This window comes from Halomonas cerina (assembly GCF_014192215.1).
In the GTDB taxonomy this organism is placed as follows: Bacteria; Pseudomonadota; Gammaproteobacteria; order Pseudomonadales; family Halomonadaceae; genus Halomonas; species Halomonas cerina.
In genome coordinates, this window is the sequence record NZ_JACHXP010000005.1 from 116,765 (window position 1) to 141,545 (window position 24,781).

26 protein-coding genes are annotated in these 24,781 nt (G+C 68.3%); 17 read left to right on the plus strand and 9 right to left on the minus strand.

The features are described 5' to 3' along the window. Positions 1-26: 26 nt before the first annotated feature. The 3 genes from pepP (at position 27) to FHR94_RS06690 (ending at position 3,949) form a co-directional block, all read left to right on the plus strand. Positions 27-1,364: a Xaa-Pro aminopeptidase gene (gene pepP, locus FHR94_RS06680; protein ID WP_183324849.1), complete on the plus strand. Its 1,338-nt coding sequence runs from the start codon at positions 27-29 to the stop codon at positions 1,362-1,364. 34 nt (positions 1,365-1,398) lie between these two features. After that, positions 1,399-2,640, plus strand: coding sequence for a 2-octaprenyl-6-methoxyphenyl hydroxylase (gene ubiH / locus FHR94_RS06685; protein ID WP_183324850.1), 1,242 nt, complete (start codon positions 1,399-1,401; stop codon positions 2,638-2,640). A 61-nt stretch (positions 2,641-2,701) separates the two neighbouring features. Further along, the gene (locus tag FHR94_RS06690; RefSeq protein ID WP_183324851.1) at positions 2,702-3,949 is read left to right on the plus strand and encodes a UbiH/UbiF/VisC/COQ6 family ubiquinone biosynthesis hydroxylase; all 1,248 of its coding nucleotides are present in this window, start codon (positions 2,702-2,704) and stop codon (positions 3,947-3,949) included. Positions 3,950-3,968: 19 nt separating this feature from the next. Here the strand turns inward: FHR94_RS06690 and FHR94_RS06695 are convergent, their stop codons facing one another. The 3 genes from FHR94_RS06695 to gpmI all read right to left on the minus strand — a co-directional run bounded on the left by FHR94_RS06695 (position 3,969) and on the right by gpmI (position 8,087). Next, positions 3,969-5,267, minus strand: coding sequence for a S41 family peptidase (locus FHR94_RS06695; RefSeq protein ID WP_183324852.1), 1,299 nt, complete (start codon positions 5,265-5,267; stop codon positions 3,969-3,971). A gap of 74 nt (positions 5,268-5,341) precedes the next feature. Further along, positions 5,342-6,487: a murein hydrolase activator EnvC family protein gene (locus tag FHR94_RS06700; protein WP_246389852.1), complete on the minus strand. Its 1,146-nt coding sequence runs from the start codon at positions 6,485-6,487 to the stop codon at positions 5,342-5,344. A 25-nt stretch (positions 6,488-6,512) separates the two neighbouring features. Next, positions 6,513-8,087, minus strand: a complete 1,575-nt coding sequence (gene gpmI, locus FHR94_RS06705; protein WP_183324853.1) for a 2,3-bisphosphoglycerate-independent phosphoglycerate mutase — start codon at positions 8,085-8,087, stop codon at positions 6,513-6,515. Between the two features lie 212 nt (positions 8,088-8,299). Here gpmI and FHR94_RS06710 point away from each other — a divergent pair, with 212 nt between their 5' ends. The 8 genes from FHR94_RS06710 (at position 8,300) to ruvX (ending at position 13,961) form a co-directional block, all read left to right on the plus strand. Then, a complete protein-coding gene (locus FHR94_RS06710) occupies positions 8,300-8,722 on the plus strand; it encodes a rhodanese-like domain-containing protein (RefSeq protein WP_183324854.1) in 423 nt (140 codons plus the stop codon). A 45-nt stretch (positions 8,723-8,767) separates the two neighbouring features. Then, positions 8,768-9,286, plus strand: a complete 519-nt coding sequence (gene secB, locus FHR94_RS06715; RefSeq protein WP_183324855.1) for a protein-export chaperone SecB — start codon at positions 8,768-8,770, stop codon at positions 9,284-9,286. A 4-nt stretch (positions 9,287-9,290) separates the two neighbouring features. Continuing rightward, the gene (locus FHR94_RS06720) at positions 9,291-10,019 is read left to right on the plus strand and encodes a 16S rRNA (uracil(1498)-N(3))-methyltransferase (RefSeq protein ID WP_183324856.1); all 729 of its coding nucleotides are present in this window, start codon (positions 9,291-9,293) and stop codon (positions 10,017-10,019) included. Positions 10,020-10,083: 64 nt separating this feature from the next. Further along, positions 10,084-10,803 carry a CvfB family protein gene (locus FHR94_RS06725; protein ID WP_183324857.1) on the plus strand — a complete coding sequence of 240 codons (720 nt, stop codon included), beginning with the start codon at positions 10,084-10,086 and terminating at the stop codon, positions 10,801-10,803. A gap of 253 nt (positions 10,804-11,056) precedes the next feature. After that, positions 11,057-12,028, plus strand: a complete 972-nt coding sequence (gshB, locus tag FHR94_RS06730) for a glutathione synthase (RefSeq protein WP_183324858.1) — start codon at positions 11,057-11,059, stop codon at positions 12,026-12,028. Between the two features lie 13 nt (positions 12,029-12,041). Further along, the gene (locus tag FHR94_RS06735) at positions 12,042-12,929 is read left to right on the plus strand and encodes an energy transducer TonB (protein WP_183324859.1); all 888 of its coding nucleotides are present in this window, start codon (positions 12,042-12,044) and stop codon (positions 12,927-12,929) included. A 16-nt stretch (positions 12,930-12,945) separates the two neighbouring features. Then, positions 12,946-13,518, plus strand: a complete 573-nt coding sequence (locus FHR94_RS06740; protein ID WP_183324860.1) for a YqgE/AlgH family protein — start codon at positions 12,946-12,948, stop codon at positions 13,516-13,518. Beyond that, entirely contained in the window at positions 13,518-13,961 is a 444-nt protein-coding gene (gene ruvX / locus FHR94_RS06745) for a Holliday junction resolvase RuvX (RefSeq protein ID WP_183324861.1), read from the plus strand. The genes FHR94_RS06740 and ruvX overlap by 1 nt, the downstream gene beginning before the upstream one ends. Positions 13,962-13,986: 25 nt before the next feature. Here ruvX and FHR94_RS06750 read toward each other — a convergent pair whose 3' ends face one another. Together FHR94_RS06750 and FHR94_RS06755 are read right to left on the minus strand one after the other, a co-directional pair. Continuing rightward, a complete protein-coding gene (locus FHR94_RS06750; RefSeq protein WP_183324862.1) occupies positions 13,987-14,640 on the minus strand; it encodes a hypothetical protein in 654 nt (217 codons plus the stop codon). 92 nt (positions 14,641-14,732) lie between these two features. Further along, positions 14,733-15,761 carry an aspartate carbamoyltransferase gene (locus FHR94_RS06755; protein ID WP_183324863.1) on the minus strand — a complete coding sequence of 343 codons (1,029 nt, stop codon included), beginning with the start codon at positions 15,759-15,761 and terminating at the stop codon, positions 14,733-14,735. Between the two features lie 178 nt (positions 15,762-15,939). Here FHR94_RS06755 and FHR94_RS06760 point away from each other — a divergent pair, with 178 nt between their 5' ends. Continuing rightward, positions 15,940-16,371 carry a hypothetical protein gene (locus FHR94_RS06760; protein WP_183324864.1) on the plus strand — a complete coding sequence of 144 codons (432 nt, stop codon included), beginning with the start codon at positions 15,940-15,942 and terminating at the stop codon, positions 16,369-16,371. Between the two features lie 62 nt (positions 16,372-16,433). On the opposite strand, the gene FHR94_RS06765 is transcribed toward FHR94_RS06760, so the two are convergent. Next, the gene (locus tag FHR94_RS06765) at positions 16,434-17,219 is read right to left on the minus strand and encodes a helix-turn-helix transcriptional regulator (protein WP_183324865.1); all 786 of its coding nucleotides are present in this window, start codon (positions 17,217-17,219) and stop codon (positions 16,434-16,436) included. A gap of 130 nt (positions 17,220-17,349) precedes the next feature. Here FHR94_RS06765 and FHR94_RS06770 point away from each other — a divergent pair, with 130 nt between their 5' ends. Continuing rightward, positions 17,350-19,029: an FAD-dependent monooxygenase gene (locus FHR94_RS06770; protein WP_183324866.1), complete on the plus strand. Its 1,680-nt coding sequence runs from the start codon at positions 17,350-17,352 to the stop codon at positions 19,027-19,029. Between the two features lie 2 nt (positions 19,030-19,031). Then, positions 19,032-19,232: a DUF2783 domain-containing protein gene (locus FHR94_RS06775; RefSeq protein ID WP_183324867.1), complete on the plus strand. Its 201-nt coding sequence runs from the start codon at positions 19,032-19,034 to the stop codon at positions 19,230-19,232. Positions 19,233-19,394: 162 nt separating this feature from the next. Here the strand turns inward: FHR94_RS06775 and FHR94_RS06780 are convergent, their stop codons facing one another. Then, positions 19,395-20,303 (minus strand): LysR family transcriptional regulator, encoded by a 909-nt coding sequence (locus FHR94_RS06780; RefSeq protein WP_183324868.1) that lies wholly within the window; start codon positions 20,301-20,303, stop codon positions 19,395-19,397. 163 nt (positions 20,304-20,466) lie between these two features. Between FHR94_RS06780 and FHR94_RS06785 the strand changes: the two genes are divergently transcribed. The 3 genes from FHR94_RS06785 (at position 20,467) to FHR94_RS06795 (ending at position 22,811) form a co-directional block, all read left to right on the plus strand. Beyond that, the gene (locus tag FHR94_RS06785) at positions 20,467-20,949 is read left to right on the plus strand and encodes a DoxX family protein (protein ID WP_183324869.1); all 483 of its coding nucleotides are present in this window, start codon (positions 20,467-20,469) and stop codon (positions 20,947-20,949) included. A gap of 82 nt (positions 20,950-21,031) precedes the next feature. After that, positions 21,032-21,979, plus strand: a complete 948-nt coding sequence (locus tag FHR94_RS06790) for a glutathione S-transferase family protein (RefSeq protein WP_183324870.1) — start codon at positions 21,032-21,034, stop codon at positions 21,977-21,979. Positions 21,980-22,001: 22 nt separating this feature from the next. After that, positions 22,002-22,811, plus strand: coding sequence for a DODA-type extradiol aromatic ring-opening family dioxygenase (locus tag FHR94_RS06795; RefSeq protein WP_183324871.1), 810 nt, complete (start codon positions 22,002-22,004; stop codon positions 22,809-22,811). Between the two features lie 14 nt (positions 22,812-22,825). Here the strand turns inward: FHR94_RS06795 and FHR94_RS06800 are convergent, their stop codons facing one another. After that, entirely contained in the window at positions 22,826-24,232 is a 1,407-nt protein-coding gene (locus FHR94_RS06800) for a multidrug effflux MFS transporter (RefSeq protein WP_343064640.1), read from the minus strand. Next, positions 24,127-24,771 (minus strand): maleylacetoacetate isomerase, encoded by a 645-nt coding sequence (gene maiA / locus FHR94_RS06805; RefSeq protein WP_183324873.1) that lies wholly within the window; start codon positions 24,769-24,771, stop codon positions 24,127-24,129. The genes FHR94_RS06800 and maiA overlap by 106 nt, the downstream gene beginning before the upstream one ends. Positions 24,772-24,781: the final 10 nt, after the last annotated feature.

Below are 24,781 nucleotides of genomic sequence, written 5' to 3' on the forward strand. Positions count from 1 at the left end.
TCACCCCCTGCCGACAAGGAGCCCCGATGCTGCCTGACACTCTCCCCCGTCCTGCCCCGATCACCAACGACGAGTACCATGCCCGTCGCCAGGCGCTGATGTCGCGGCTACCCGCCGACAGCGCGGTGCTGCTGCCCGGCGCGTCTCTGGTCACCCGTTCCCGGGACAGCGAGTATCCCTTCCGCCAGAACAGTGACTTCCACTACCTGACCGGCTTCCCCGAGCCCGAGGCCCTGCTGGTGCTGCTGCCCGGCCGCGAGGCCGGCGAGTGCGTGCTGTTCTGCCTGGATCGCGATCCGGCCTTAGAGGCCTGGACCGGTATCCGCCAGGGTGCCGAGGGCGCCGTACGCGAGCATGGCGTCGACCAGGCGTACGAGAATGCCGAGCGCGACGAGCGCCTCGTCGCGCTGCTCGATGGCCGCCATACCCTCTACCTGCCGCTGGACGATGGCGAGGCCCTGGCCCTGGCCGAGTCGCTGCGCGGCGAGCTGGCCCGGCGGGCACGTCGCGGCGCCGTGGCCCCCTCGGCCCTGGCCGACGTGAGCGCTCACCTCCATGAGCAGCGTCTGGTCAAGAGTGCGGCGGAGCTGGCGCTGCTGCGCCACGCCGGTGAGATCTCCGCCCGGGCCCACCGGCGGGCCATGCGCACGGCGCGCCCCGGGCTCACCGAGTATCAGTTGCAGGCGGAACTCGAGCACGAGTTCCACTGGCAGGGCAGCAGTGCCCCGGCCTACGCCAGCATCGTCGGTGGCGGCGCCAATGCCTGTGTGCTGCACTATGTTGAGAACCGCGCCCCGCTGCGCGAGGGGGAGCTGGTGCTGATCGACGCCGGGGCCGAGTTCGACCTCTATGCCGGCGACATCACGCGGACCTTCCCGGTCGATGGGCGCTTCGATGAGGCCCAGCGCGCGCTCTACGAGGTGGTGCTGGCGGCGCAGGAGCGAGCCATCGAGGCCGTCCGTCCCGGCGCGACCCTGGCCGAGGTGCATGACGGCGTGGTGCATGACCTGACGGCCGGGCTGATCCGCCTGGGCCTGCTCGAGGGGGAAGTCCAGGCCCGCATCGATGACGGCAGCTACAAGCGCTTCTACCTGCACTCTACCTCTCACTGGCTGGGCCTCGACGTCCATGACGTCGGCGGCTACCGCCGCCAGGGCGAGCCGCGCTCCCTCGTCCCGGGCATGGTGCTCACCGTGGAGCCGGGCCTCTACCTGCCGGATGACCCTGACATTCCCGAGGCCTTCCGGGGCATCGGCATCCGCATCGAGGACGATGTGGCGGTGACCGCCGAGGGGCATGAGGTGTTTACCGCCACGGTGCCCAAACGAGTGGCCGATATCGAGGCCCTGATGATCAAGAAATGAGCGATCCGAAATCCATGCGACAGGTCATTATGTAATGTACGTTACGAATGAAATGGAGCCCGAGTGTGGCGACGCGGCGGTCCGGCGGGTGGATATCGCGATCATCGGTGGCGGCCTGGTCGGGGCCAGCCTGGGTTGTGCCCTGGCCCCCCTGATCCGCCGCTCGGGGCTCTCGGTGGCGGTGATCGAGGCCGCCCCGCTGCGTGAGCGACTCGAGGTCCCCTGGCAGCCCAGCTTCGATGTCCGGGCCAGCGCCATCGCCGAAGGCTCCGCACGGCACTTCGCCGAGATGGGGGTGTGGCCGGCCCTGCGCGAGCAGGCCGGGACGATCCGCTGCATCCACGTCAGCGAGCAGCGTCGCCTGGGCGTGACGCGGTTGCGGGCCGAGGAACTGGGCGTGGACGCCCTGGGGCACGTGATCCCCAATGCCTGGATGGGGCGCGTGCTGCATCGCCGCCTGGCCGAACTGCCCCTCGCCTGGCACTGCCCGGCCCGGGTCGAGGCGATCCTGCCGCAGGCGGACGGCCACCGCCTGGCGCTCTCGGATGACAGCTTGCTCGAGGCCGGGTTGACGGTGCTCGCCGACGGCGGACGCTCGGGGCTCAAGGAGCGACTGGGCATCGAAAGCCACGAGCGGCCCTATGCACAGATGGCGCTGGTCGCCACGCTGGCACTCGGCCGCCCCCACAACGGGGTCGCCTACGAGCGGTTTACCACGGCGGGCCCCATCGCCCTGCTGCCCCTGAAAGGGCAGGCCATGGAGCTGGTCTGGACTCACCAGGCCGGCGAGGAGCGCCGCCGCCTGGCCCTGAGTGACGGCGCCTTCCTCGCCGAACTGCAGGCGGCCTTCGGTGATCGGGCCGGTCACTTCCGGCGGGTCGGGACGCGGCATGCCTACCCGCTGTCACTGGTCACGGCCCGGGAGCGGGTGCGCCCGGGCCTGGCGGTGCTGGGCAATGCGGCCCATTCACTGCACCCGGTCGCCGGCCAGGGGTTCAACCTGGCGCTGCGCGGGGTGATGGATCTGGTGGCCGCCATCGAGGCGGGCAGCGATCGGCGAGACGCGCCGGGCAGCACGGCGACGCTGCATGACTTCGAGCGACGTCGTGAGGCGGATCGGCACAATGTCACCCGCTTCAGCGACGGCCTGGTGCGCCTGTTCGGCATCGACCATCCGCTGCTCTCCCATGCCCGGGCCGCGGGGCTGGTCGGCCTCAACCTGGTCGGGCCGCTGCGACGCAGCCTGGCGAGACGGGCCATGGGACTGGAGCGATAAGTGCTGAAGCGCCGCGAGACGAGAACAGGGACGACTGGGAAACTGAAGAGGCGAGAGCGACATGGCAGCAGGGCAGGAGCGGCCGGCGAGCCGCTATGAGGTGATTATCGTGGGGGGCGGCATGGTGGGTGCTGTGCTGGCCTGCCTGCTGGGCCGGGAAGGGCTGGAGGTGGCCCTGGTGGATGCCCGCGAGACGCCGCTTTCGGCCGACGCCGTGGGGCGGGGCCGACCCGCGAGGCGGGTCAGTGCCCTGACGCCGGTCTCGCAGCGGCTGCTCGAGGGGCTCGGTGCCTGGGAGTGGATGCAGGCTCGCCGGGTCACCCCCTACCGCTTCATGCGGGTCTGGGATGGCGAGGGCACCGGCGAGGTGGGCTTCTCCGCCGACCAGGCCGGGCTGCCGGTGCTGGGCCATATCGTCGAGAACGACGTCGTCCTGGCGGCCCTCGAAAGGCGGCTGGCCGGGCTGCCGGCCGTGACGCCGTGGCTCGGTGCGCGCGTCGAGGGTCTCGAGACGCTAGCCGGGGGGCATGAGGTGGCGCTGGCCGATGGCCGCCGCTTGGTTGCGCCGCTGGTGGTGGCCGCGGACGGGGCCCGCTCGGCCCTGCGGCAGCTGGCCGGCATCGAGGTCGCCGCCCGGGATACCGGCCAGGTGGCCGTGGTCACCACGGTGCGCACGGAGCATCGCCACGGCGGCGTGGCGCGTCAGGTCTTCCTGCCCACCGGGCCCCTGGCCTTCCTGCCGCTGACCGTGGACGGCGAGGACCGCTACTGCTCCATCGTCTGGTCCACCTCGCCCGAGGAGGCCGAGCGGCTGACGGCCGCGAGTGCCGAGGCGCTGGGGGAGGCGCTGGCGACGGCCGTCGGGCAGCGGCTCGGCGAGGTCGAGGTGATCGACACGGCCCTGGCCGTGCCGCTTGTCCAGCGCCATGCCCGCCACTATGTGCAGTCCGGCCTGGCCCTGGTGGGGGACGCCGCCCACAGCATCCACCCGCTGGCGGGACAGGGCGTCAACCTGGGGCTGATGGACGCGGCCGTGCTGGCCGAGGAGCTGGTTGCGGCCCGGCGGCGCGGGGTGCCGCTGGGGGAGCTGCGGCTGCTGTCGCGCTACGCACGCCGGCGGCGCGGCGACAACGCCGCCATGCTGGCGCTGATGGACGCCTTCCGGCTGCTGTTCGGCGCCTCGCACCCCGCCCTGACCCTGGCCCGCAACCTGGGGCTCTCTGGGGTCGACCGGTTGACACCGCTCAAGCGACTGCTGATGCAGCAGGCGACCGGCCACCGCGGTACGCTGCCGATGGCCTGTCGTTGAGACAGGCCGCCGCGACGGCTCAGCCGTCGCGGCGGGCCTCGAGCACGTTCAGTGCCTTGAGCAGATTGAGCGCTTCGCCGAGCTGATAGTCCTCCCGTAGTCGCTCGCTCATCTCGCCGCGCCGGCGGCGATCTTCTCCGGCATCCAGGTGGCCTTCCAGATCGGCCTCCCGGACCTGCAGGCCATTGCCCTCGGCTACCTCCAGCCGCCCCCGGACCACCTCCACGTCGGGGGCGATGCCTTGGGCCTGGATCGAGCGGCCGCCGGGCGTGAAGTAGAGCGCGGTGGTCAGCTTGAGGCCCTCGTCGTTGCCTAGCGGCATGATCTGCTGTACCGACCCCTTGCCGAAGCTCTCGGTGCCCATCACCACGCCGCGGCGCTGATCCTGCAGGGCGCCGGCGACGATCTCGGCGGCCGAGGCGCTGCCGCCATTGATCAGCACCACCAGGGGCACGTCCGGGGCGGTGGTCTCTGAACTGGCCGAGAAGCTCATCTGCGTGTCCGGGAGCCGACCTTCGGTGTACACGATCAGGCCGCTGTCGAGGAAGGCATCGGCGACGTCGACCGCGGCCTGCAGCACGCCGCCGGGGTTGTTGCGCAGGTCCAGCACCAGCCCCTCGAGGGGGCCGTCCCGGGTCAGGGCCGCGAGGGCATCGACCACCTGCTCGCCGGTGCGGGCCTGGAACTGGCTGATGCGCAGGTAGCCATAGCCGGGCTCGAGCAGTTCCTGCTTCACGCTCTCGGTGCGGATGATCTTGCGGGTCAGCTCGAGGGTGCGCGGGGCCTCCTCGCCCTGACGCAGGATGGTCAGGCGGATCGCCGTGCCGGGCGCGCCACGCATCAGGTCCACGGCCTCCTGCAGCGAGAGGCCCTCGGTCGGGGTATCGTCGATGCGCAGGATCACGTCCTGGGCCTGCAGGCCGGCCCGCGAGGCAGGGGTATCGTCGATGGGGGTGATCACGGTGAGCTGGCCGTCGCGCTTGCCCACCTCGATGCCCACGCCGCCGAACTCGCCCTGGGTGGATTCCTGCAGGCTCTGGTAGGCCGCCTGGTCCAGGTAGGTGGAGTGCGGGTCCAGCTCGCTGAGCATGCCGCGCATGGCATTACGCAGCAGGGTGGCGTCGTCGATCTCCTCCACATAGGCCCGCTTGATACGCTCGAACACCTCGGCGAAGGCCTGGATCTCGGCCACCGGCAGTGGCTCGTCACCCGGGGGGGCGGCGAGGGCCGGCAGGGGCAGCGTCAACAGGGTAGCGGGCAACAGCACCGACAGCAGATGGCGCAACGCGCGGGGATGACCGGCGGGGCGTAAGGGCATGCAGACTCTCGCAATTCCGGTGATGACGGCCCAGCATAGCCCGGTCCCGGCCGGTGAGGGAATAGCGGGGACGGCTAGCGGCGGGCGATCCAGCCGCCGGGGTCGATGGGTTCGCCATCCCGGCGCACTTCGAAGTAGAGTCCCGGCGAGGCCTGACCGCCGGTGGTGCCGACCGCGCCCAGCACCTCGCCCCGGGAGACGGCCTGGCCCAGCGTGGCGGTGAAGTGCTGCAGGTGGGCGTGCAGGGTCATCACCCGGTCGCCATGGTCGATGATCAGCAGGTTGCCGAAACCACGCATCCAGTCGGCGAAGACCACCCGGCCGGCATGCACGGCCTTGACCGGGGTGCCCTCGTGGGCGCGGATCAGCAGGCCGTTGAGGTGCACGCCCGCGCCCTGCCCGAAGCGTGACGTCACCGACCCCTGCACCGGCCAGGGCAGATCGCCCCGCGTGCCGGCGATCGCCGTCGAGGGCGGGGGACGCTGCAGGCGAGCCAGGCGCTCCTGGACCTGACGCAGCACCCGCTCGGCGTGGGCCCGGTCCTGGGCCAGCGCCGTCAGGCGGGACTGTTCGCTGACAAAGCGCTCATCGAGCCTGGCGAGCAGGGCCTCGCGCGCGTCCTGCTGGGCCGCCAGCTCGCCGCTACGCCGCTCGAGCTCCACCGCCAGCGCCGTCAGGCGGTCGCGGCGGGTGCTCAGGGTACGGCGGTTGTCGGCCAGGGCCGCCTCGAGTCGGGCGAGGTCATCGAGTCGGGCATGGCGTGCCCGGGCCAGGCGATTGAGATAGGTCTGCAGGCGGTCCAGGCGGGCCGGGTCATCCTGGTTGAGCAGCAGCTTGAGCTGAGGGGTGAGGCCGAGGCGGTAGAGGGCGTCGAGCTGACGACCCAGGGCGTCGCGCTGCTCGGCGCGCTCGGCCTCCAGGGTGTCGCGCTGCGTCTCGAGCCGGGCGACCTCCGTGTCCAGGGTGCGGCGTTCGGCCTGCAGGGCATCCAGGCGCCGGTGGGTTTCGGCCAGGGCCGTCTCGATCTTGCGCAGGGCCTCGCCGGCCTCATCGCGGGCATCGCGGGTAGCAGAGAGCTCCCGCGTGGCGGCCTGGATCTGTTCGCCGATCGCGTCGAGCCGCGCCCGGGCGGCTTGCTCGTCGGGCTGGGCGGCGAGCGGCGACGCCAGGCACAGCGCCATCAGCAGCACGCTAAGCCTCGCGATACCTTGTGCTGCCATGCCCTGGCCTCCTTGCCGCTCGGCGTCAGTCGAAGTCGATCAGCACCTTGCCGGTCATCTCTCCGGGAATCTCCTGGCCCATCAGCGTCAGCAGGGTCGGGGCGATGTCGCACAGGCTGCCATCATCGACCAGCCGCGCCGGGGGCTGCCCCACATAGATCAGCGGCACCTCGAAGGTGGTGTGGGCGGTCTGGGGGTTGCCGGTCTCGGGGTGCACCATCTGCTCGGCGTTGCCGTGGTCGGCGGTGACCAGGCAGGCGCCCCCAGCCCGCTCGATGGCCTCCACCACGCGGCCCACGCAGGTATCCACCGCCTCGATGGCCTTGACAGCGGCAGCGAAGTCGCCGGTGTGGCCCACCATGTCGCCGTTGGCGTAGTTGCAGACGATCAGGTCGAAGCTGCCGCCGTCGATCGCCTCCACCAGGCGGTCGGTGACCTCGACGGCACTCATCTCGGGCTTCTCGTCGTAGGTCCTGACGTCCTGGGGGGAGGGCACCAGCACGCGGGTCTCGCCCCGGTACTCGGTCTCGCGGCCGCCGGAGAAGAAGAAGGTGACGTGGGCGTACTTCTCGGTCTCGGCGATGCGCAGCTGGGTCAGGCCACGCTTCTCCATCACCTCGCCGAGGGTATTGGTGAGCGTCGCCGGCGGGAAGGCCGCCGGGGCGGGAATGTCGGCGGCGTACTGGGTCAGGGTCACCAGGCTTCCCCCCGCCAACCGGGGACGAGCCCGGCGCTCGAAGCCGGCGAAGTCATCCTCGACGAAGGCGCGGGTCAGCTCCCGGGCGCGGTCGGCGCGGAAGTTCATGAAGATCGCCGCGTCGCCGTCCTCGAGGGCGACCGGGGCCTGGCCGATCTGGATGGCCGTGGCGGCGACGAACTCGTCGGTTTCGCCCCGGTCATAGGCCGCCTCCAGGCCCGCCTCGGCGCTCTGGGCGCTGTGCTCGGCTGCTCCCTCGGTAATCAGCCGGTAGGCCTGCTCGACGCGTTCCCAGCGGTTGTCTCGGTCCATGGCATAGTAACGGCCGATGAGCGAAGCCACGTAGCCGTTCTCGGCGCCCACCAGATCGGCCAGGCGGGCGTTGGTGCGCTCGATGGAGGCCATGGCGCTCTTGGGCGCGGTGTCGCGGCCGTCGAGGAAGGCGTGGACGTAGAGGCGCTTGGCGCCGCGGCGGGCGGCCAGCTCGGCCATGGCGAGGAGGTGATCCTCGTGGCTGTGCACGCCACCCGGGGACAGCAGACCCAGCAGGTGCACCGCCTTCCCGTCGGCAACGGCCGCGTCGATGGGGTCGGTGAGCACCGCATTGGTATCCAGGTCGCCGTCGTTGACCGCCTTGGTGATGCGGGTGAAGTCCTGGTAGACGATGCGTCCGGCGCCGAGGTTCATGTGACCGACCTCGGAGTTCCCCATCTGGCCGTCCGGCAGGCCCACGTAGCGGCCGTCGGTGTGGATCAGGGTATGCGGCCGTTCCTGCCAGAGCCGATCCATCACCGGGGTGCGGGCGGCGAGCACGGCATTGTCGGCGGTATCGGGATTATGGCCGTAGCCGTCGAGAATGATCAGGGCCACCGGACGAGGAACAGGGGACGGGGTGTCGGTCATGGAGAAGCCTCTTGTGGGGTGTCGTTACAGGGGGGCGCCCCTGGGGTCGCGACTTGTCTCTGCTTGCGGCATCATATCGCACGGTGGCGCCGAACGTCATTTGGCCGGCCCGGCGCGGCGAGGCTTCATGTATACTGGGCGCCGTCTCGATAGCCGGCCCGTTCACCGCGCTTAGCCACCCGTGCATCCGAAAAAAAGAGTTATCCGACCCCATGATCGATCAGCTGTTCGAATTCGTTCAGAATCACCCGCTGCTGGTGGCGGCCTTCCTGCTGGTACTGGCCGCCTGGATCGCCTACGAGGTACGGGCCAGCAGCGCCAGCGGCGTGAGCCCCAGCGAGGCTACCCGACTGATCAATCGCGAGGATGCCGTGGTGGTCGACCTCCGCGAGGCGGGTGACTTTAAGGCGGGGCATATCGCCGGCGCGCGCAACCTTCCCCAGAGTCGCCTCGACGAGCGCCTGACGGAGCTCAACAAGTTCAAGGACAAGCCGGTGATCGTGGTCTGCAAGCACGGTCAAAGCTCCGGGGCGGCCCAGGCAAAGCTGACCAAGGCCGGCTTCGAGCGGGCCCTCAAGCTCAAGGGCGGCATGACCCAGTGGCAGGCCGACGGACTGCCGGTGGTCAGGAAGTGATCTGTCGTCGCCTTCACGCACCCATTGATTGAAAGGACCTTTCCCATGGCGGAAGACAACACCCCGAGCGCCGGCACCAACGGTCAGGCGGCCGGTCAGCAGGACAAGCCGCAGGTGCAGTTCGCGCTGCAACGGATCTATGTCAAGGATATCTCCTTCGAGGCGCCGAACTCGCCCACGGTGTTCCAGCAGCCGTTCAAGCCCAAGGTCGGCCTGGACCTCAACACCACCCATCGGAAGGTCGATGACGGCCTCTTCGAGGTGGTGGTCAAGGTGACGGCCCAGGTGACCCACAGCGAGGAAGGCACCACCTCCTTCCTGGCCGAGGTCGAGCAAGCCGGCCTGTTTCGCATCGGCGGCATCGAAGGGGCACAACTCGACCACACCCTGGGTGCCTTCTGCCCCAACGTGCTGTTCCCTTATGCCCGCGAGTGCATCGACAACCTGGTCAACCGGGGCGGCTTCCCGCCATTGATGCTGGCGCCGGTGAACTTCGAGGCGATCTACGCCCAGAAGAAGCAGCGCGAGGCCAATCAGCAGCAAGGCGAGCAGGCGACTCAGTAACGCCATGTCCACCACGCCGCGTATCCATGTCGCCGCCGTGCTCACCGCCGGCGGCGATGTCGTCCTGCCGGAGGGCGCTGCCCGCCATGTGGCGCGGGTGCTGCGTCTGGGCGAGGGTGCGCCGCTCACCCTGTTCGATGGCGCAGGCCTCGAGGCCTGCGCCGTGCTGGTGGAGGCCGGCCGCAAGCGCGTGGTGGCGCGGGTTGAATCGGTCACGGCCGGTGGCGGCGAGTCGCCGCTGGCGGTGCACCTGGGCCAGGCGATCGCCAAGGGGGATCGCATGGACTACGCCATCCAGAAGGCGGTCGAGCTCGGCGTGGCGGCGATCACCCCGCTCTACACCGAGCATGGCGACGTGCGTCTCAAGGGCGAGCGCGAAGCCAAGAAGCATGCCCACTGGAAGGCGGTCGTGGCCAGCGCCTGCGAGCAGTGCGGCCGGGCGACCCTGCCGCCGGTGCATGCCCCGATGCGGCTGGCCGACTGGCTGGCAATGCGCCGCGAGACCCTGCGCCTGGTGCTGCACCCCGGCGCCTCGGGCGCGCTCACGCAGGCCGGCTCACCCGCCAGCGCGGCGCTGCTGATCGGCCCGGAGGGCGGGCTCGCCGAGGCCGAGGTCGAGTCCGCCACGGCCGCCGGCTTCGCGCCGCTCGCGCTGGGCCCGCGCATCCTGCGTACCGAGACGGCGCCCGTGGTGGCGCTGACGTTGCTGCAGCATCGCTTCGGCGACCTGTGACCCCGGCTTTTCCTGTCGCCGGGACACGCCCATAATGGCCCGACATCTCCCCCGGAAGCCGCCCATGCCTGATTCCCGCGACCGCCGTTCCGTACCCCCCGGTACATCCCGTCGCGAGCCCCTGCGCCGCGCCCGCGAACCCCGGGCGAACGTCGGCGAGGTGGCCTACCTGCCGGTGGTGACGGTCAATGATACCGGCGCCTTTCTCGACTGGGGCCATGAGCGTGACCTGCTGCTGCCCTACGGCGAGCAGCGCTTCCGGCCCAGTGTGGGTAAGCGGGTACTGGTGAAGATCTACGCGGACCAGCAGGGACGGCCGGTGGCCTCCCAGCGACTCGAGCGCTTCATTGCCGAGACGGACAAGGGACGCGCCGCCGGCGAGGCGGTGAACCTGATCATCGCCGAGCCGACCGACCTCGGGGTCAAGGCGGTGGTCGACCATCGCGTCTGGGGACTCGTGTACCGTGACGACGTGTCCCGGCCGCTGCGCCGCGGCCAGCGGCTCACCGGCTACGTGAAGCGTGTGCGCGACGACGGGCGCCTGGACCTCTCGCTGCTGCCTCCGGGCCCGGCGCGCCTCGACGTGGTCGGCGAAGCGGTGCTCAAGGCGCTGCGCGAGAGCGGCGGCTACCTGCCGCTGGGGGACAAGTCGTCGGCGGCCGAGATCAAGGCGCGCCTGGGGGTGAGCAAGAGCGCCTTCAAGCAGGCCATCGGCCGGCTCTATCGACAGCAGCGAATCACCCTGGAAGCGACCGGCATCCGGTTGGTGCCGGGCGGTCACTGAGCAGGGCTATTGCAATTAGGTGTCGCCGCCGGGGCTGATCCGTCGACAGGCCTGCGAGGAGGCGCTGTAAACCCTTCCCTGGGAGCTACTTTTGCCATCCATGGCAAAAGACCTCTTCTTCGGCCTGTCCCCGGCGCCCCGCGTCATGTCCAACGGCGATTGCCCTGGGTCACTGAGCGAGGCGCTTGGGGGTTGTCCTGCCCCTGCGGCATACTGAGGGGCTCCAACCCTGCTTTCGTGGATGTCCCTTTCGATGAGTGAACGCGCCCTGCGGGTCGGGGTGGTGATGGACCCCATCGCCGACCTGACCTACAAGAAGGATACCAGCCTGGCGATGCTGTGGGCCGCCCAGGACCGCGGCTGGTCGCTGTCCTACATGGAGCAGGAGGACCTCTTCCTGCGCGACGGCCGCGCCCATGCGCGACTGCGCACCCTCGAGGTCTTCCGCAACCCGGTCGACTGGTTCGCCCTGGGCGAGACCCGGGTCGCGCCGCTGGCCGAGTTGGACGTCATCCTGATGCGCAAGGACCCCCCGGTGGACGGTCACTTCCTCAATGCCGTGCACCTGCTGGGCTTCGCCGAGCGCGAGGGCGTGCTGTTGGTCAATCCCACCCGGGCGCTGCTCGAGTGTAACGAGAAGCTCTTCGCCCAGCAGTTCCCCCAGTGCTGCACCCCCACCCTGGTCTCCTGTCGGGAGGCGGAACTGCGCGCCTTCCATGCCGAGCATGGCGACGTCATCCTTAAGCCGCTGGATGGCATGGGCGGCAGTGGTGTCTTCCATGTGCTGCCCGACGGGCGCAACCTGGGGGCGATCATCGAGGTGCTGACCGAGCACGGCACCCGACAGATCATGGCCCAGCGCTATCTGCCCGAGATCAAGGACGGCGATACCCGCATCCTGCTGGTGGAGGGCGAGCCGATGCCCTTCGGCCTGGCCCGGACGCCCATGGCCGGCGAGACCCGCGGCAACCTGGCCGCCGGCGGCACCGGCGTCAGCCGTGAGCTTACCGACCGCGACCACTGGCTGATCGAGCAGGTGCAGCCGATGATCCGCGACAAGGGCCTGATGTTCGTTGGCCTCGACGTGATCGGCGATTACATCACCGAGATCAACGTGACCAGTCCCACCTGCGTGCGCGAGATCGACGATCAGCGCGGCACCGACATCGCCGGCCTGCTGATGGACGCCATCGCCCGCCGTCTTGCCGGGCGGCAGATTGGCTGAGCGGAACGCCGCCATGGCCGCGCTCATCACCGATCCGATCCGCTATGCGCCGGTCAGCCGCGCCTACCGCCATTGGCTGGCCGGGACACTGGCGGTGCTGTTGCACCTGGCGGTGATCGGCGGGGTGGCCAGCCGCCCCTTCGCGCTGCCGCCCGCCGAGCGTACCAGCCTGGACGTGGTGCTGGTGACCCACGCGAGCCGCACAGCCGTCACGGCCGAGGCCATCGCCGAGGCCGACCAGCAGGCGGCCGGCGAGGGTCAAAAGGCCAAGGAGGAGCAGCTAGCCCCCGCAGACGCGCCGGCCCCGACACCGGCGGCAGAAGCGCCTGCGGCGCCGGCCGTGTCGGAGGCACTGCCGAAGGAGGTCGCGGACGAGTCGACCGAGCCTGCCGCCGAGACGCCACAGGCAGCCAAGGCGCCCCCCGAGCCTCGGGAGAGTGCCCCCCCGTCGCCGGCGGAGCCTGCCGCCTCAGCCCCTGCCGCCTCGGGCCGTGATCTGCTCGCCCAGGCGACCCGCAACATCCGCGAACAGGGCTTTTCGCCCGGCCAGGCCGGTGAGGCCTCGGAGGCCCCCCGCTCGGCGGCTCAGCAGGCGGCCGAGGCCCGCTACATCGATGACTGGACCCGTCGGGTCGAGGACTACGGCAACCGGGTGCATCCCGCGCCGCCGCAGCTGGAGGGGCAGCTGCGCATTCGCGTGGTGATCGGCCGCAACGGTCAGGTTCGCCAGGCAGAGGTGGTACAATCCTCGGGACATGCCGAACTCGACCAGGCGGCCCTGGACACCGTACATGGCGCCGCGCCCTATCGCCCCTTCGACCGGGGCATGGGCCATCTGGACAGCCTGTCCATCACCCGTGTCTGGCGATTCGGCGAAGGCAATCACTACGGCGTGCGATAGTCCGCCGGGGAGTCCCATGCAACCCGTGCAACATTTCGGCTTGAAAAACCACTTCCTGATGGCGATGCCGCACCTGGAAGATCCCAATTTCGCCGGCAGTCTCAGCTACCTGTGCGATCACGACGAGAACGGCACCATGGGGGTGATCGTCAATCACCCACTGGAGCTGACCCTCGAGGCGCTGTTCGAGCAGCTGGAGCTGGATGCCGGCGACAGCCCGCACCACAGCGCCCCGGTCTACTTCGGCGGGCCGACCCACAAGGATCGCGGCTTCATCCTCCACAGCGGCAGCAGCGAGGACTGGGATTCCAGTATCCAGGTCGCCGAGGACATCGCCCTGACCACCTCCATGGACATCCTCCAGGCGTTGGCCGCCGGTCGCGGTCCCGAGCGCTTCCTGGTCTGCCTGGGCTGTGCCGGCTGGGAGTCCGGCCAGCTCGAGGCCGAGCTCAAGGACAATGCCTGGCTCACCGTAGAGGGCCGTGCCGACATCCTCTTCGAGGTGCCACCGGAGCAGCGCCTGGGGGCGGCGGCCGGGCTGCTCGGCGTGGACCTCAACCTGATGACCCGAGAAGCCGGGCACAGCTGATGGCCGAGGTTGGTCAGCGCCTGATCCTGGGCTTTGACTTCGGCACCCGGCGCATCGGGGTGGCGGTGGGTAATGAGCTGCTGGGCGGCGCCCGGGAGCTAGCGCCTCTGCCGGCGCGGGACGGCATCCCCGACTGGACGCAGGTCGCCCGGCTGGTGGACGAGTGGCGCCCGGACCTGTTTGTGGTGGGGCTGCCGCTTAACATGGACGGCAGCGAGTCGGTGATGAGCACCCGGGCGCGTAAGTTCGGCAAGCGTCTCTACGGCCGCTTCGGCACGCCGTGCGAGATGGTCGACGAGCGCGGCTCGACCCGCGAGGCCAAGGCCATCGCCCGCGACGCCGGGCATGGCGGCAACTATCGTCAGGAGAGCATCGACGGCATCGCGGCGGTGCTGATCCTCGAGGGCTGGATGGCCAGGCAAGAGGGCCTGCCGCCACGCTGACGCCGGCCGCGACCCCGCCGGGCGATCAGGCCGCGCTGGCCCGTTTGCCGGCGTACTTGTCGGCGAAGTCGCGCACCGAGATGCAGGTGAACGTCTCGATGAAGCTCGCCAGGGTCGCCGGGCAGCGGAAGCGCTCCTCGAAGCGCTCCTCTTTCTCTTCTTCTTCCTGCTGGCGCACGACACTGGCGCAGTACGCGTCGCCGGCCTTGCGTATCCTGACGCTCGCCCGGCGATCCTCCATCTGTTTCTCCACCGTCAGCTCGGGCTGCGTTTCGAGCAGTTCTCCCAGTACCTCGCCCCCTTCGAGTGCCGCCGGCGAGGCCCAGAGCGCCTGGTCACGGTTGCCGTAACGGTAAAGCAAGAGTGTTGGCAGCACCGAAAAGATGCCCGCGGTGAGGGTCCAGGTCAGGGCCGCGCCGGAGAGGGGCACCGTGAATACGGCGATGAGCTGCACGACGATCCCGATGGCCAGCAGCCCTGCCAGGAAGCGCCACATGCGCGGGTTCATGAAGCCTTTTCCCAGGAAATAGCCCCATAGCCCGATCACCGCCACGGCCCCCACGCCCAACTGCAGGAGGGCGATCAGCGACCCCCCACCCACCAGCAGGGCGATGAGGCCGATCAGGATCAGCAGGCTATAGAAGCCACACAGGGAAAGGTACGCACGATGCAGGTTCATGGGGGGGATGCCTCCGGGCCTGGTCGCCATGATCGCCGACGGGGGTTGGGGTTTCCCTCAGCATAGGCGATCGGTTGCGACCTGCAGACCGCTCACAAGACGGCGTCGTCAACGCCCACCCGTGTCGGCACGAACCAGCGTACCGGGCGCAGGTCCTTCTCGATCAGCTCGTCTACCTTAAGCAGCGTCGCGAAGATCGCCATGCGCACCGGAATCCCATTGTCGGTCTGGCGGAAGATCGCCAGGCGCGGATCGCCGTTGAGGTCCACGTCCAGGTCGTTGGCCTCGGGACGGCTGTCACGAGGTAGCGGATGCATGACGAGGGTGTCGCGCCCGCAGCGGCGGTCCAGGAAGGCACGGTCCACGGTGAAGTCCCGTGACAGGCTGAAGCCCTCGCTCATCTCGGCGGTGAAGCGCTCCTTCTGGATCCGCGTGGTATAGACCACGTCGACGTCCGCGTAGTCGCTGGCCAGGCTGTCGCGCTGCTCCACCCGATGGCCGCGGGAGGCCACCAGCTCGATCAGGTGATCCGGCATCGCGAGCCCCGGCGGGGCGACCAGGGTGATGCGCATCGGGGCGTAGAGCGACAGCAGCTTGATCAGCGAATGCACGGTGCGCCCGTACTTCAGATCGCCGGTCATGAGGACATGGGCGCCGGCCAGGGGCTTGCCCAGCCGGGTGAACTCCTTGTCGATGGTGTAAAGATCGAGCAGCGCCTGGCTGGGGTGCTCGCCGGGGCCGTCGCCGCCGTTGATCACCGGCACGTTGGTGGCCGCGGCGAACTCCGCCACCGAGCCCTGCTCGGGGTGGCGCATCACGATGGCGTCGCAGTAGCCCGCCATCACCCGGCTGGTATCGTAGAGCGACTCGCCCTTGGCCATCGACGAGAAGGTGAAGCCGGTGGTGTCGCAGACGCTGCCGCCCAGCCGACAGAAGGCCGCGTTGAAGCTCACCCGGGTACGGGTACTGGCCTCGAAGAAGAGGTTGCCGAGCACCGCCCCCTCCAGCACCCGCGTCACCTGGCGGCGTTGGGCGATCGGCTCCATGCGCGCCGCCACGCGCAGCAGATGATCGATCTGGTCTCGGGACAGGGAATCGACGGAGAGTAGGTGGGGACTCATCGAGGGCCTCGCTGGCAGGGAATGGCGGAGTGGGCGCTAGTGTAACCCGGCTGGGTAGGGGGTAACGTCTCCCGATCATGGTTGCAGTTGAAACTATTTTGATCTCGGTCAAGGCAGCCCCTACTCCCTTAGGTCGATACTGATACTGACATCAAGATCACCCGACGGGAGATTCACCATGGCCACTGCACAGATCACTCGCACCGCCTCCTGGTGGGAACGCCTGACCGAACGCTGCTATGCCACTTCCACTCCTCAGCTGGTGCGTGACGTCCAGCATGAAGCAGGCTCTACCTATCATGCACTGCTCCATGACCTGGAGAGCCCCCTCGAGTCTGGCTTCGAGCGCGAGATGGCGCGACAGCTGGCGGCGGGTCAGCCGACCGACTTCGTACCGGCTGGGACCCTGATGCCGGTCATGATGCAGCGCTTCGGCCTGCAGGATGCAGAGGTGGCTGCGGATCCGGGATACAACGCGATGCGTAAGACCTGCAATGCCTGTCCGGTGGTTGGGCAATGCTGGAAGGCCATGCGCGCCGGTGCCGACGTCGAGGAATGTCGCGGCTTCTGCCCCAACGCCAAGGCGTTCGACAGCCTCGCCGCAGGGTGAGGTCATCCGGGGGAAGGCGTCATCGGGCCCTGGCCATGTGCCGGGGCTTTTCCTTTCCGAGGCTATCCCTTCCGACACAGCGCCACCAGCCGTGCCTTGGAGCGAACGCCGAGCTTGGCGTAGGCGCGCTTGCGATAGGTCTCGGCGGTGGAGAGAGCGATATCGAGCTCGGCGGCGGCGGTCTTGAGGGTGTGGCCACGCAGCAGGGAGAGGCAGAGCTGGCGTTCCCGCGCGGAGAGCGGCGCCAGCACCTCGGCCTCTTCGTGGCTGGCGGGCAGGGCGGCCGGACGGGCTTGGCGATAATGGCGCCGTATCAGGCTGGCCAGGAGCGGCATCAGGGCCTCCAGCCGCGCCAGGTCCAGGGGCCTGAAAGGGCCGCGCCCGAGGTCACGGTAGAGGTTCAGGTAGTAGACGGTTGCGCCGGCGGGGATCACCACCGAGACCTTGTCGGCTAGGTCGGGGAAGGCGAAAAGGTTGCTGCGGTAGGCCGGTGACATGTCCTCGGTCGGCATGGGCATCAGTTCGGCGCTTGCCTGCTCTGTGCTTGCCTCGAGCAGCTGGCGCAGCCGGGGATAGTTGGGGTCCTGGCGGAACAGCCCGCCGGCGTAGAGGCCGGCAAGACGCCCGGCCACCTTGGGGTAGCGCGGGTTGTCCACCAGCAGGGACTCCATGGTGTCGCGTCCCGAGTAGGCGAAGAGAATGCACTGCTCGATGCCCACGCCCTGACGCAGCAGCGCGATCAGAGGGTCGTCGAAACGTTGCGTGCCCAGGTGCGTCACGCACTCGGCCAGGGTGGCCAGCAGCCCCGGCCAGTCCGGGGGAGCCTTCCGCGGGAAACCTGTCGCCATCCGGGTTGCTACCATCGTCGTAGGGAGTGTGCCATCTGTCCCGGCTTTCATGGGACAGGGTGCGGCTCGATACAGGGATAACCTGCTCGCACGTCAGACCACAACCCTGAATTCCTGGCAGGAGGTGCCCATGCGACCCGCCGGACGCGCCGAGACCGATTCGCTCTACTTCGATTATCCGCATTTTCCCTTCGTTCGTCCTCCCGAGCTGGAGGGCCAGGCGGTTCGCCACCGGGTGGCCATCGTGGGTGCCGGGCCGGTGGGCGTGACCGCCGCCCTGGAGCTGGCCCGCCATGGCATCGTCTCGGTGGTGCTGGACGACAAGGCCACCGTCAACGATGGCTCACGGGCGATCTGCATCTCACGCCACAGCCTGGAGATCCTCCAGCAGCTCGGCGTCGATGCGCCCTTCGAGGAGAAGGGGCTGGGCTGGACCCAGGGCCGCACCTACTTCCGCGACCGCGAGATCTACCGCTTCCAGATGCCGCACTCCGACCAGGAGCGCTTCTACCCGATGTATAACCTGCAGCAGCAGTACATCGAGCAGTTCCTGATCGACCAGGCCACCGAGAGCGCGCTTGTCGAGATGCGCTGGCAGAGTGCCGTGACCGGGGTGAGTCAGGATGATGGCGGTGTCACCCTGGAAGTGAGCACCCCCGAAGGCGACTATCGGCTCGAGGCCGATTACCTGCTAGCCGCCGATGGTGCGCGCAGCGTGGTGCGCAAGGCCTTCGACCTCTCGCTGCATGGGGAGGCCTATGAAGGCCGCTATGTGATCGCCGATGTGCGCCTCAGGTCCGACTTTCCCACCGAGCGCCGCGCCTTCTTTCATTCCCATGCGCTGCCCGATACCACCATCCTGGTCCACAAGCAGCCCGATGATATCTGGCGCATCGACTACCAGCTCGGCCCCGGTGAGGACCCCGAGCAGGCGGTCGAGGAGGCCACTATCCGTGAACGGGTCGAGCTGATCGTGCGCGAGGTGATGCAGGAGAGCGGCGACTGGGAGCTGGAGTGGTGGAGCCTCTACAAGGCCCACACCCTGGCGCTGGATGACTATCGGCATGGCCGCGTGCTGTTCATCGGCGACAGCGCCCACCTGGTGCCGATCTTCGGCGTGCGGGGCCTCAACAACGGCCTGGCGGATGCCGCCAATGCCGGCTGGAAGCTGGCCTGCGTGCTCAACGGCCAGGCCCCGGACGCGCTGCTCGACAGCTATAGCCCCGAGCGCCGTGGCGCGACCCTGGACGTGTTCGCCAATGCCGGCAAGAGTACGCGCTTCATGACCCCGCCGACCCGAGGCTATGCGCTGATGCGCGACGCGGCCCTGGCGCTGGCCTTTCACAACGACTACGCCAGTGGCTTCGCCAACCCGCGACAGGTCACCCCCTACACCTATGCCGACAGCCCGCTGACCCTGGCCGACGATGCCGCCTTCGAGGCCGGGCCGATTCCCGGCGCGCCCTTGATCAATCGCCGCCTGGGCGATAACGATTTCCTGCTCGACCACCTGGGCACCGGCTTCAACCTGCTGCACTTCAGCGAGAAAGGCGAGGTCGAACCGGCGCTGCAACAACGCATCGCGGCGCTTCAGGCACAAGGCAACGACCTCACCCTGCTGCGCGTGACCTGTGCGCCGGGCGCCGAGGGCGCGCTGGTCGACCCCGATGGCCGCCTGTTCGCCGGCTATGGCGCCGAACCCGGCACGGCCTACCTGGCGCGCCCCGATCGCCACGTGGCCGCCCGTTGGAAGACGCTCGAGTCCGCCGCCCTCGACCATGCCCTGACAATCGCCCTGGGAGGAGAATGATCATGACCGCACCGACACTGCCCTTTGCCGACTTGGAGCGGGTCTACGAGCGCCTGGCCGAGACCCTCGACACCCTGCCCGAGGCGCAGGAGAGTCACTTCCTCGCCCAGCTGGCCCTGGCCCTGGCCCACCGCGTGCCCGACGCCGATCGGGTGATGGCCGCCATCGAGGAGGCTCGGGAAGGTGCCAGCATCGGTTCATGAGAGTGGCTCCCGACGCGATCGCAATCGTCATGATGCGTGAGATGCCGTCGTGGAATTGGCCGACCAAAGCACCCCCCAGGGCGGCGATGGTCATCTGCAGGAAGCCGAACAGCGACGAGGCCGAACCGACGCACTGGGGGTTCGGCCCTGCAGCCTTCTCCCTTAGTCGAACTGGTCCCAGTAGGGGGGATCGCCGAAATAGCCATCCAGGAAGTCGACAAAACAGCGCACCTTGCTCGCCAGCAGCTGACGGTGGGCGTACACCGCATAGAGGGACATCGGCTCGGGCTCGTGCTCCGGCAGGATGACCCGCAGTTTTCCCGCCTTGATCGCGGCGCTCGAAATGAAGGTGGGCTGCAGGGCGATGCCGGCACCGGCGATGGCGGCTTCGATCAGCACATCGCCGTTGTTGCTGACCATCTCACCGCTTTGGTGCTGGCCACGGCCTGGCAACCATCGCAATACCGACTCGCCGGCCTCTTGTTCCATGTAGCTGTAGCGCAGGTAGCGATGCGCCTTGAGGTCTTCCGGATGCCGGGGCGTACCGTGCTGCTTTAGGTACGCGGGCGAGGCGCACATCACCAGGCGTACCGGCGCGATCCGCTTGGCGATCAACGAGGAGCTCTTCAGATGGCCGATGCGTAGCGCGATATCGAAGCCCTCTTCGACGATGTCAACCTTGCGGTCGTTCAGCTGCAGGTCGATGCCGACGGCGGGGTGGGCGCGCTGAAACTCACTCAGCAGCGGGGCCAGGTGGCGGATGGCGAAGGACACCGGCGCACTGATCCGCAGCCGGCCCCGGGCCTGGGTCTGCAGGTCGCCGAGCTGGTGTTCCATATCCTCGATATCGTGGAGTACCTCTTGGGCGCGCTGCTGATAGTAGGTGCCCGCTTCGGTCAGGTGTAGCGTGCGGGTGGTGCGGTTGAGCAGTCGCACCCCCAGGTGCTGCTCGAGCTGGGCAACGTATTTGCTGGCCAGCTGGGGGGAGAGCTCCAGCCGCTCGGCGGCACGGGTAAAGCTGCCTTCGCTCACGACCGTGACGAAGGCGCGCATGGCATCGAGTCGGTCCATCGGGCACTCCAGGGGGTATGGTTACCCATACTATCAACGATTAGTTGTTAATAAGCCAATGATTGCCACCTTAGTCTCTTTGTTTGGTGATAGTAGAGTGGCGTCATCACCCGGGGGAGGGCCCTCGGGACACCACCCTAGAGAAAGCATCGAGGTAACGATCATGAATACCCAATTTGTACAGACCCTGTTTCGTTCTAGCGGCGGCTATGCCGCCCTGGTCCTGCGGGTGCCGGTGGGGCTGATCCTGGCCGCCCACGGCGCACAGAAGCTGTTTGGCTGGTTCGGTGGCTATGGCTTAGAAGGCACCGCGCAGTGGCTGGCAAGCATCGGCCTTGCGCCGGGCACCCTGATGGCGCTGCTGGCCGGTGGCGCCGAGTTCTTTGGCGGGCTGGCGCTGGTGCTGGGCCTGCTGACCCGTCCGGCGGCGCTGGTGTCGGCCGTTACTATGCTGGTGGCGATCTTCGCGGTGCATATCGGCAACGGCCTGTTCATGGCCAACAACGGTTACGAGTACGCCTTGACCCTGTTTGTCGCCGCGGCGGCCCTGGCGATTCAGGGCGGTGGGCGCTTCGCGCTGGATAACCTGCTGCTCGAGCGTTTAGGGAATGCCGGGTACGGCCAGAGCGCGGTCGCAGGCAAGTAAGCGGGCGCATCAAGCCGCCGAAAGTGACTGACAGGCACGCCCCCTCCTTGGGGGCGCGCCCCTACAACACGAGGAGTGGATCATGCTGGTAAACGGTGTCTGGCAGGAGAACTGGCAGCCGGTGCAGGCGCAGGATGAGCAGGGGCGGTTTATTCGCCAGACCTCGTCGTTTCGGAACTGGATCACGCCGGACGGTGCCCCGGGCCCCACCGGTGAGGGGGGCTTCAAGGCAGAAGCCGAGCGCTACCATCTCTACGTCGCCTACATCTGCCCCTGGGCCTCGCGAACGCTGATGGTTCGCGCGCTGAAAGGCTTGCAGGACGTGATCGACGTCACGGTCGTCAATCCCCGGCTGACCGACCAGGGCTGGCAGTTCGGCGGCTACCCGGGCGCCGACGAGGACACGCTGAACGGCGCGCGCTACCTGCATGAGTTGTACACGCGTGCCGATCCGCAGATCTCCGGTCGCGCCACGGTGCCGGTGCTCTGGGACACGCAGACCGGGACCATCGTCAACAACGAGTCCGCGGATATCGTGCGGATGCTGAACGGCGCCTTCGCCGGCATCGTGGACCAGGGGCCGGACCTCTATCCACAAGACCTCGCCGGCGAGATCGAGGCCCTGAACGCCTATCTCTACACCGACCTGAACAACGGGGTGTACCAGGCCGGCTTCGCCTCCAGCCAGCAGGCCTATGAGGAGGCGTACGGCAAGGTGTTTGCGGCGCTGGATGAGCTGGAATCCCGGCTGGCCGATGGGCGAGCCTATCTGTTCGGCGAGCGCCTGACGGAAACCGATCTGCGCCTGTTCGTGACCTTGGTGCGCTTCGATGTCGCCTACCACGGGCTATTCAAGTGCAACCGCAACACGCTGCGCGCCATGCCGGGCCTGCATGCCTATCTGCACAGGATACTGGCGCTCGAGGGTATCGCCGAGACCGTGCGCCTCGACCATATCAAGGCAGGGTATTATTCCATCAAGGCCCTGAACCCCAGTGGCATCGTGCCGGCCGGGCCCGGCGAGATCTGAGGTGAACCAAGGAGCGAGCGCCATGACCACCACGACCGATGTGCTCTTCATCTCCCATGGCGGCGGCCCGATGCCGCTGCTGGGGGACCCGGACCACCGCGAAATGGTAAAGCGGCTCACCGAGATCGCCAGCCAGCTGCGCAAGCCCTCCGCCATCCTGGTCATCAGCGCCCACTGGGAGGAAGCGGTACCGACGATCACCTCGGGCGCCAACCCGCCGCTGATCTACGATTACTCTGGCTTTCCGCCCGAGTCCTACGACATCGAGTATCCCTGCCCGGGTGAGCCGGCGCTGGCGCGGCAGATCCATCAGGCGCTGGAGCAGGCCGGTATCTCGGCGCGACTCGATGATCGGCGGGGCTTCGATCACGGTACCTTCGTGCCGCTCAAGCTGATGTACCCGAAGGCGGATATTCCGTGCGTGCAACTGTCACTGGTCAACAGCCTGGATGCGGCGACGCACCTGGCGATGGGCCGGGCGTTGCAGGTCTTGGACGTCGATGACCTGCTGGTGATCGGGTCCGGCTTCTCCTTCCATAACATGCAGGCGTTCTTTGCCCCCAATACCCCGGACATTCAGGCTCGCAACCAGATCTTCGAGGCTTGGCTCGAGGAGACCTGTTGCGACGTGACGATCGAGGAGGCGGAGCGAGCCGAACGGTTGCGGCACTGGGAGCGCGCGCCCCATGCCCGTTTCTGCCATCCCCGGGAGGAGCATCTGCTGCCGCTGCATGTGTGCTATGGACTGGCGGAAAGGCCCAGCGAGACACACATTTCCGCCACGATCCTCGGGAAACAATCGGGGATGTTCTACTGGCGCATTGGCGGGTAATCCCGTGAGCGGCCTCACCCCTGGCGATAGTCGGCCGGGGTGCCCTTCACGGGTGCAGAGGAACGCACCAGTCCGATGAACGCCAGCAGCGACAGCACGCCGGCCAGCCCGATGGCGATGGCCATGGTGCGCGAGGTGCCGTCGTGGAACTGGCCGACCAAAGCACCGCCTAAGGCGGCGATAGTCATCTGCAGGAAGCCGAACAGCGACGAGGCCGAACCGGCGCACTGGGGATTCGGCGCGAGTGCACCGGCCATGCTCTGCGGCATCACGATCCCGAAGCCGACCAGGAACAGGATGTGGGGGCCGATCACCGCCCAAGGCGCATGAACGCCGGCGATCGCCAGTCCCGCCATGATGGTGCCGGCCAGGGCGCACATCAGGGTGGCCAGCAGCAGCAGGCGGTCGCGCCCCAGCCGGTGGCTGTAGCGGCCGCTGAACAGGGTGCCCGAGAAGAAGCCCGCCACGATCAGCGTAAAGCCGATGCCGTACTGGAACGGCGACAGGCCCATGTACTCGATCAGCACGAAGGACGAGCCCGAGAGGAAGGCGAATAACCCGGCGAAGCCGCTGGCGTTGATCAGGGTATAGCCGATGAAGCTTCGCTGGGTCAGCAGCATGCGATAGTTGGCAAGGATCACCGGGGGGGCCACCGACTGCCGGTGCTCGGGGGGCAGGGGCTCAGGCATCAACAGGACAAGAATCAGCAGCATGATCGCCGCATAGAGGGATAGCAGCAGGAACACCGACGCCCAGCCGAAGAACAGCAGTAGCCCGGCGCCCACCACCGGCGCGAGTGCCGGGGCCATGGCCATGGTGCTGGCCATGTAGGAGAGCACCCGGGCGGCTTCGACGGGGCCGTGGATGTCGCGGACTGCGGCCCGACCCAGGACCGGACCGGCCGCCCCGCCCAGGGCCTGCAGGAAGCGACCGGCCAGCAACCATTCGACGCTGGGGGCGAAGGCACACAGCAGGCTGGCCAGCAGGAACAGGCCAAAGCCGACGATCATCACCGGCTTGCGACCGAAACGGTCGGAGACGGGGCCGACGAAGAGCTGGGCTAACGCAAACCCGGCCATATAGAGGCTCAGCGTCAGCTGGACCTGGTCGGGGCCGGTATTCAGCGCCTCGGCCATCGCCGGCATGGCCGGCAGGTACATGTCGGTAGCCAGCGGGCCCAGCGCGGTCAGGGCCGCCAGCACGCCAACCATGGCAGGGGAGGTCAATCTCAGCACCGGGGTCTCCTTGACGGTGTCGGGGGCAGACACAAGACGGGCGCGGCCTTGCCGCGCCCGTCTCTCAGCCAGCCGGGGGCTCAGGGGGCATCCGGCTGCGCCTCCGGGGCCGCCTGCTGGAAGGCAGGCAGCGCCCGGCAGTTGGCGGTAATCCGCTGAATCCGCGGGTAGGCCGAGAGGTCGCACTCGAAACGCTCGGCGTTGTAGACCTGGGGCACCAGGCAGAGATCGGCCAGGGTCGGGGCGTCACCATGACAGAACTCGCCACTCCCGGCCTCGAGCGTCAGCATGGCCTCCAGGGCGTCGAAGCCCTCGGTGATCCAGTGCCGGTACCAGGCGGTCTTGGCCTCGTCACCGACCTTCAGCTCGTGAACCAGGTACTTGAGCACCTTGAGGTTGTTGAGCGGATGGATTTCGCTGGCTACCAGCTGGGCCAGGGCACGGACCCGGGCGCGCTCCTCCGGCGTATGGGGTAGCAGGGCGGGCGTGGGATAACGCTCCTCCAGGTACTCGCAGATCGCCAGAGACTGGGTCAGCCGTATGCCGTCGTCGGTTTCCAACAGCGGCACCAGCCCTTGGGGGTTGCGGGCGCGATAGTCGTCGCTGCGCTGCTCACCCTTGACCAGGTTGATCAGGGCCGGCTCATAAGCCAGGCCCTTGAGGTTCAGCGCGATGCGCACCCGGTAGGCGGCGGACGAGCGAAAATAGCCATAGAGTGTCGTCATGGGCCTGCCT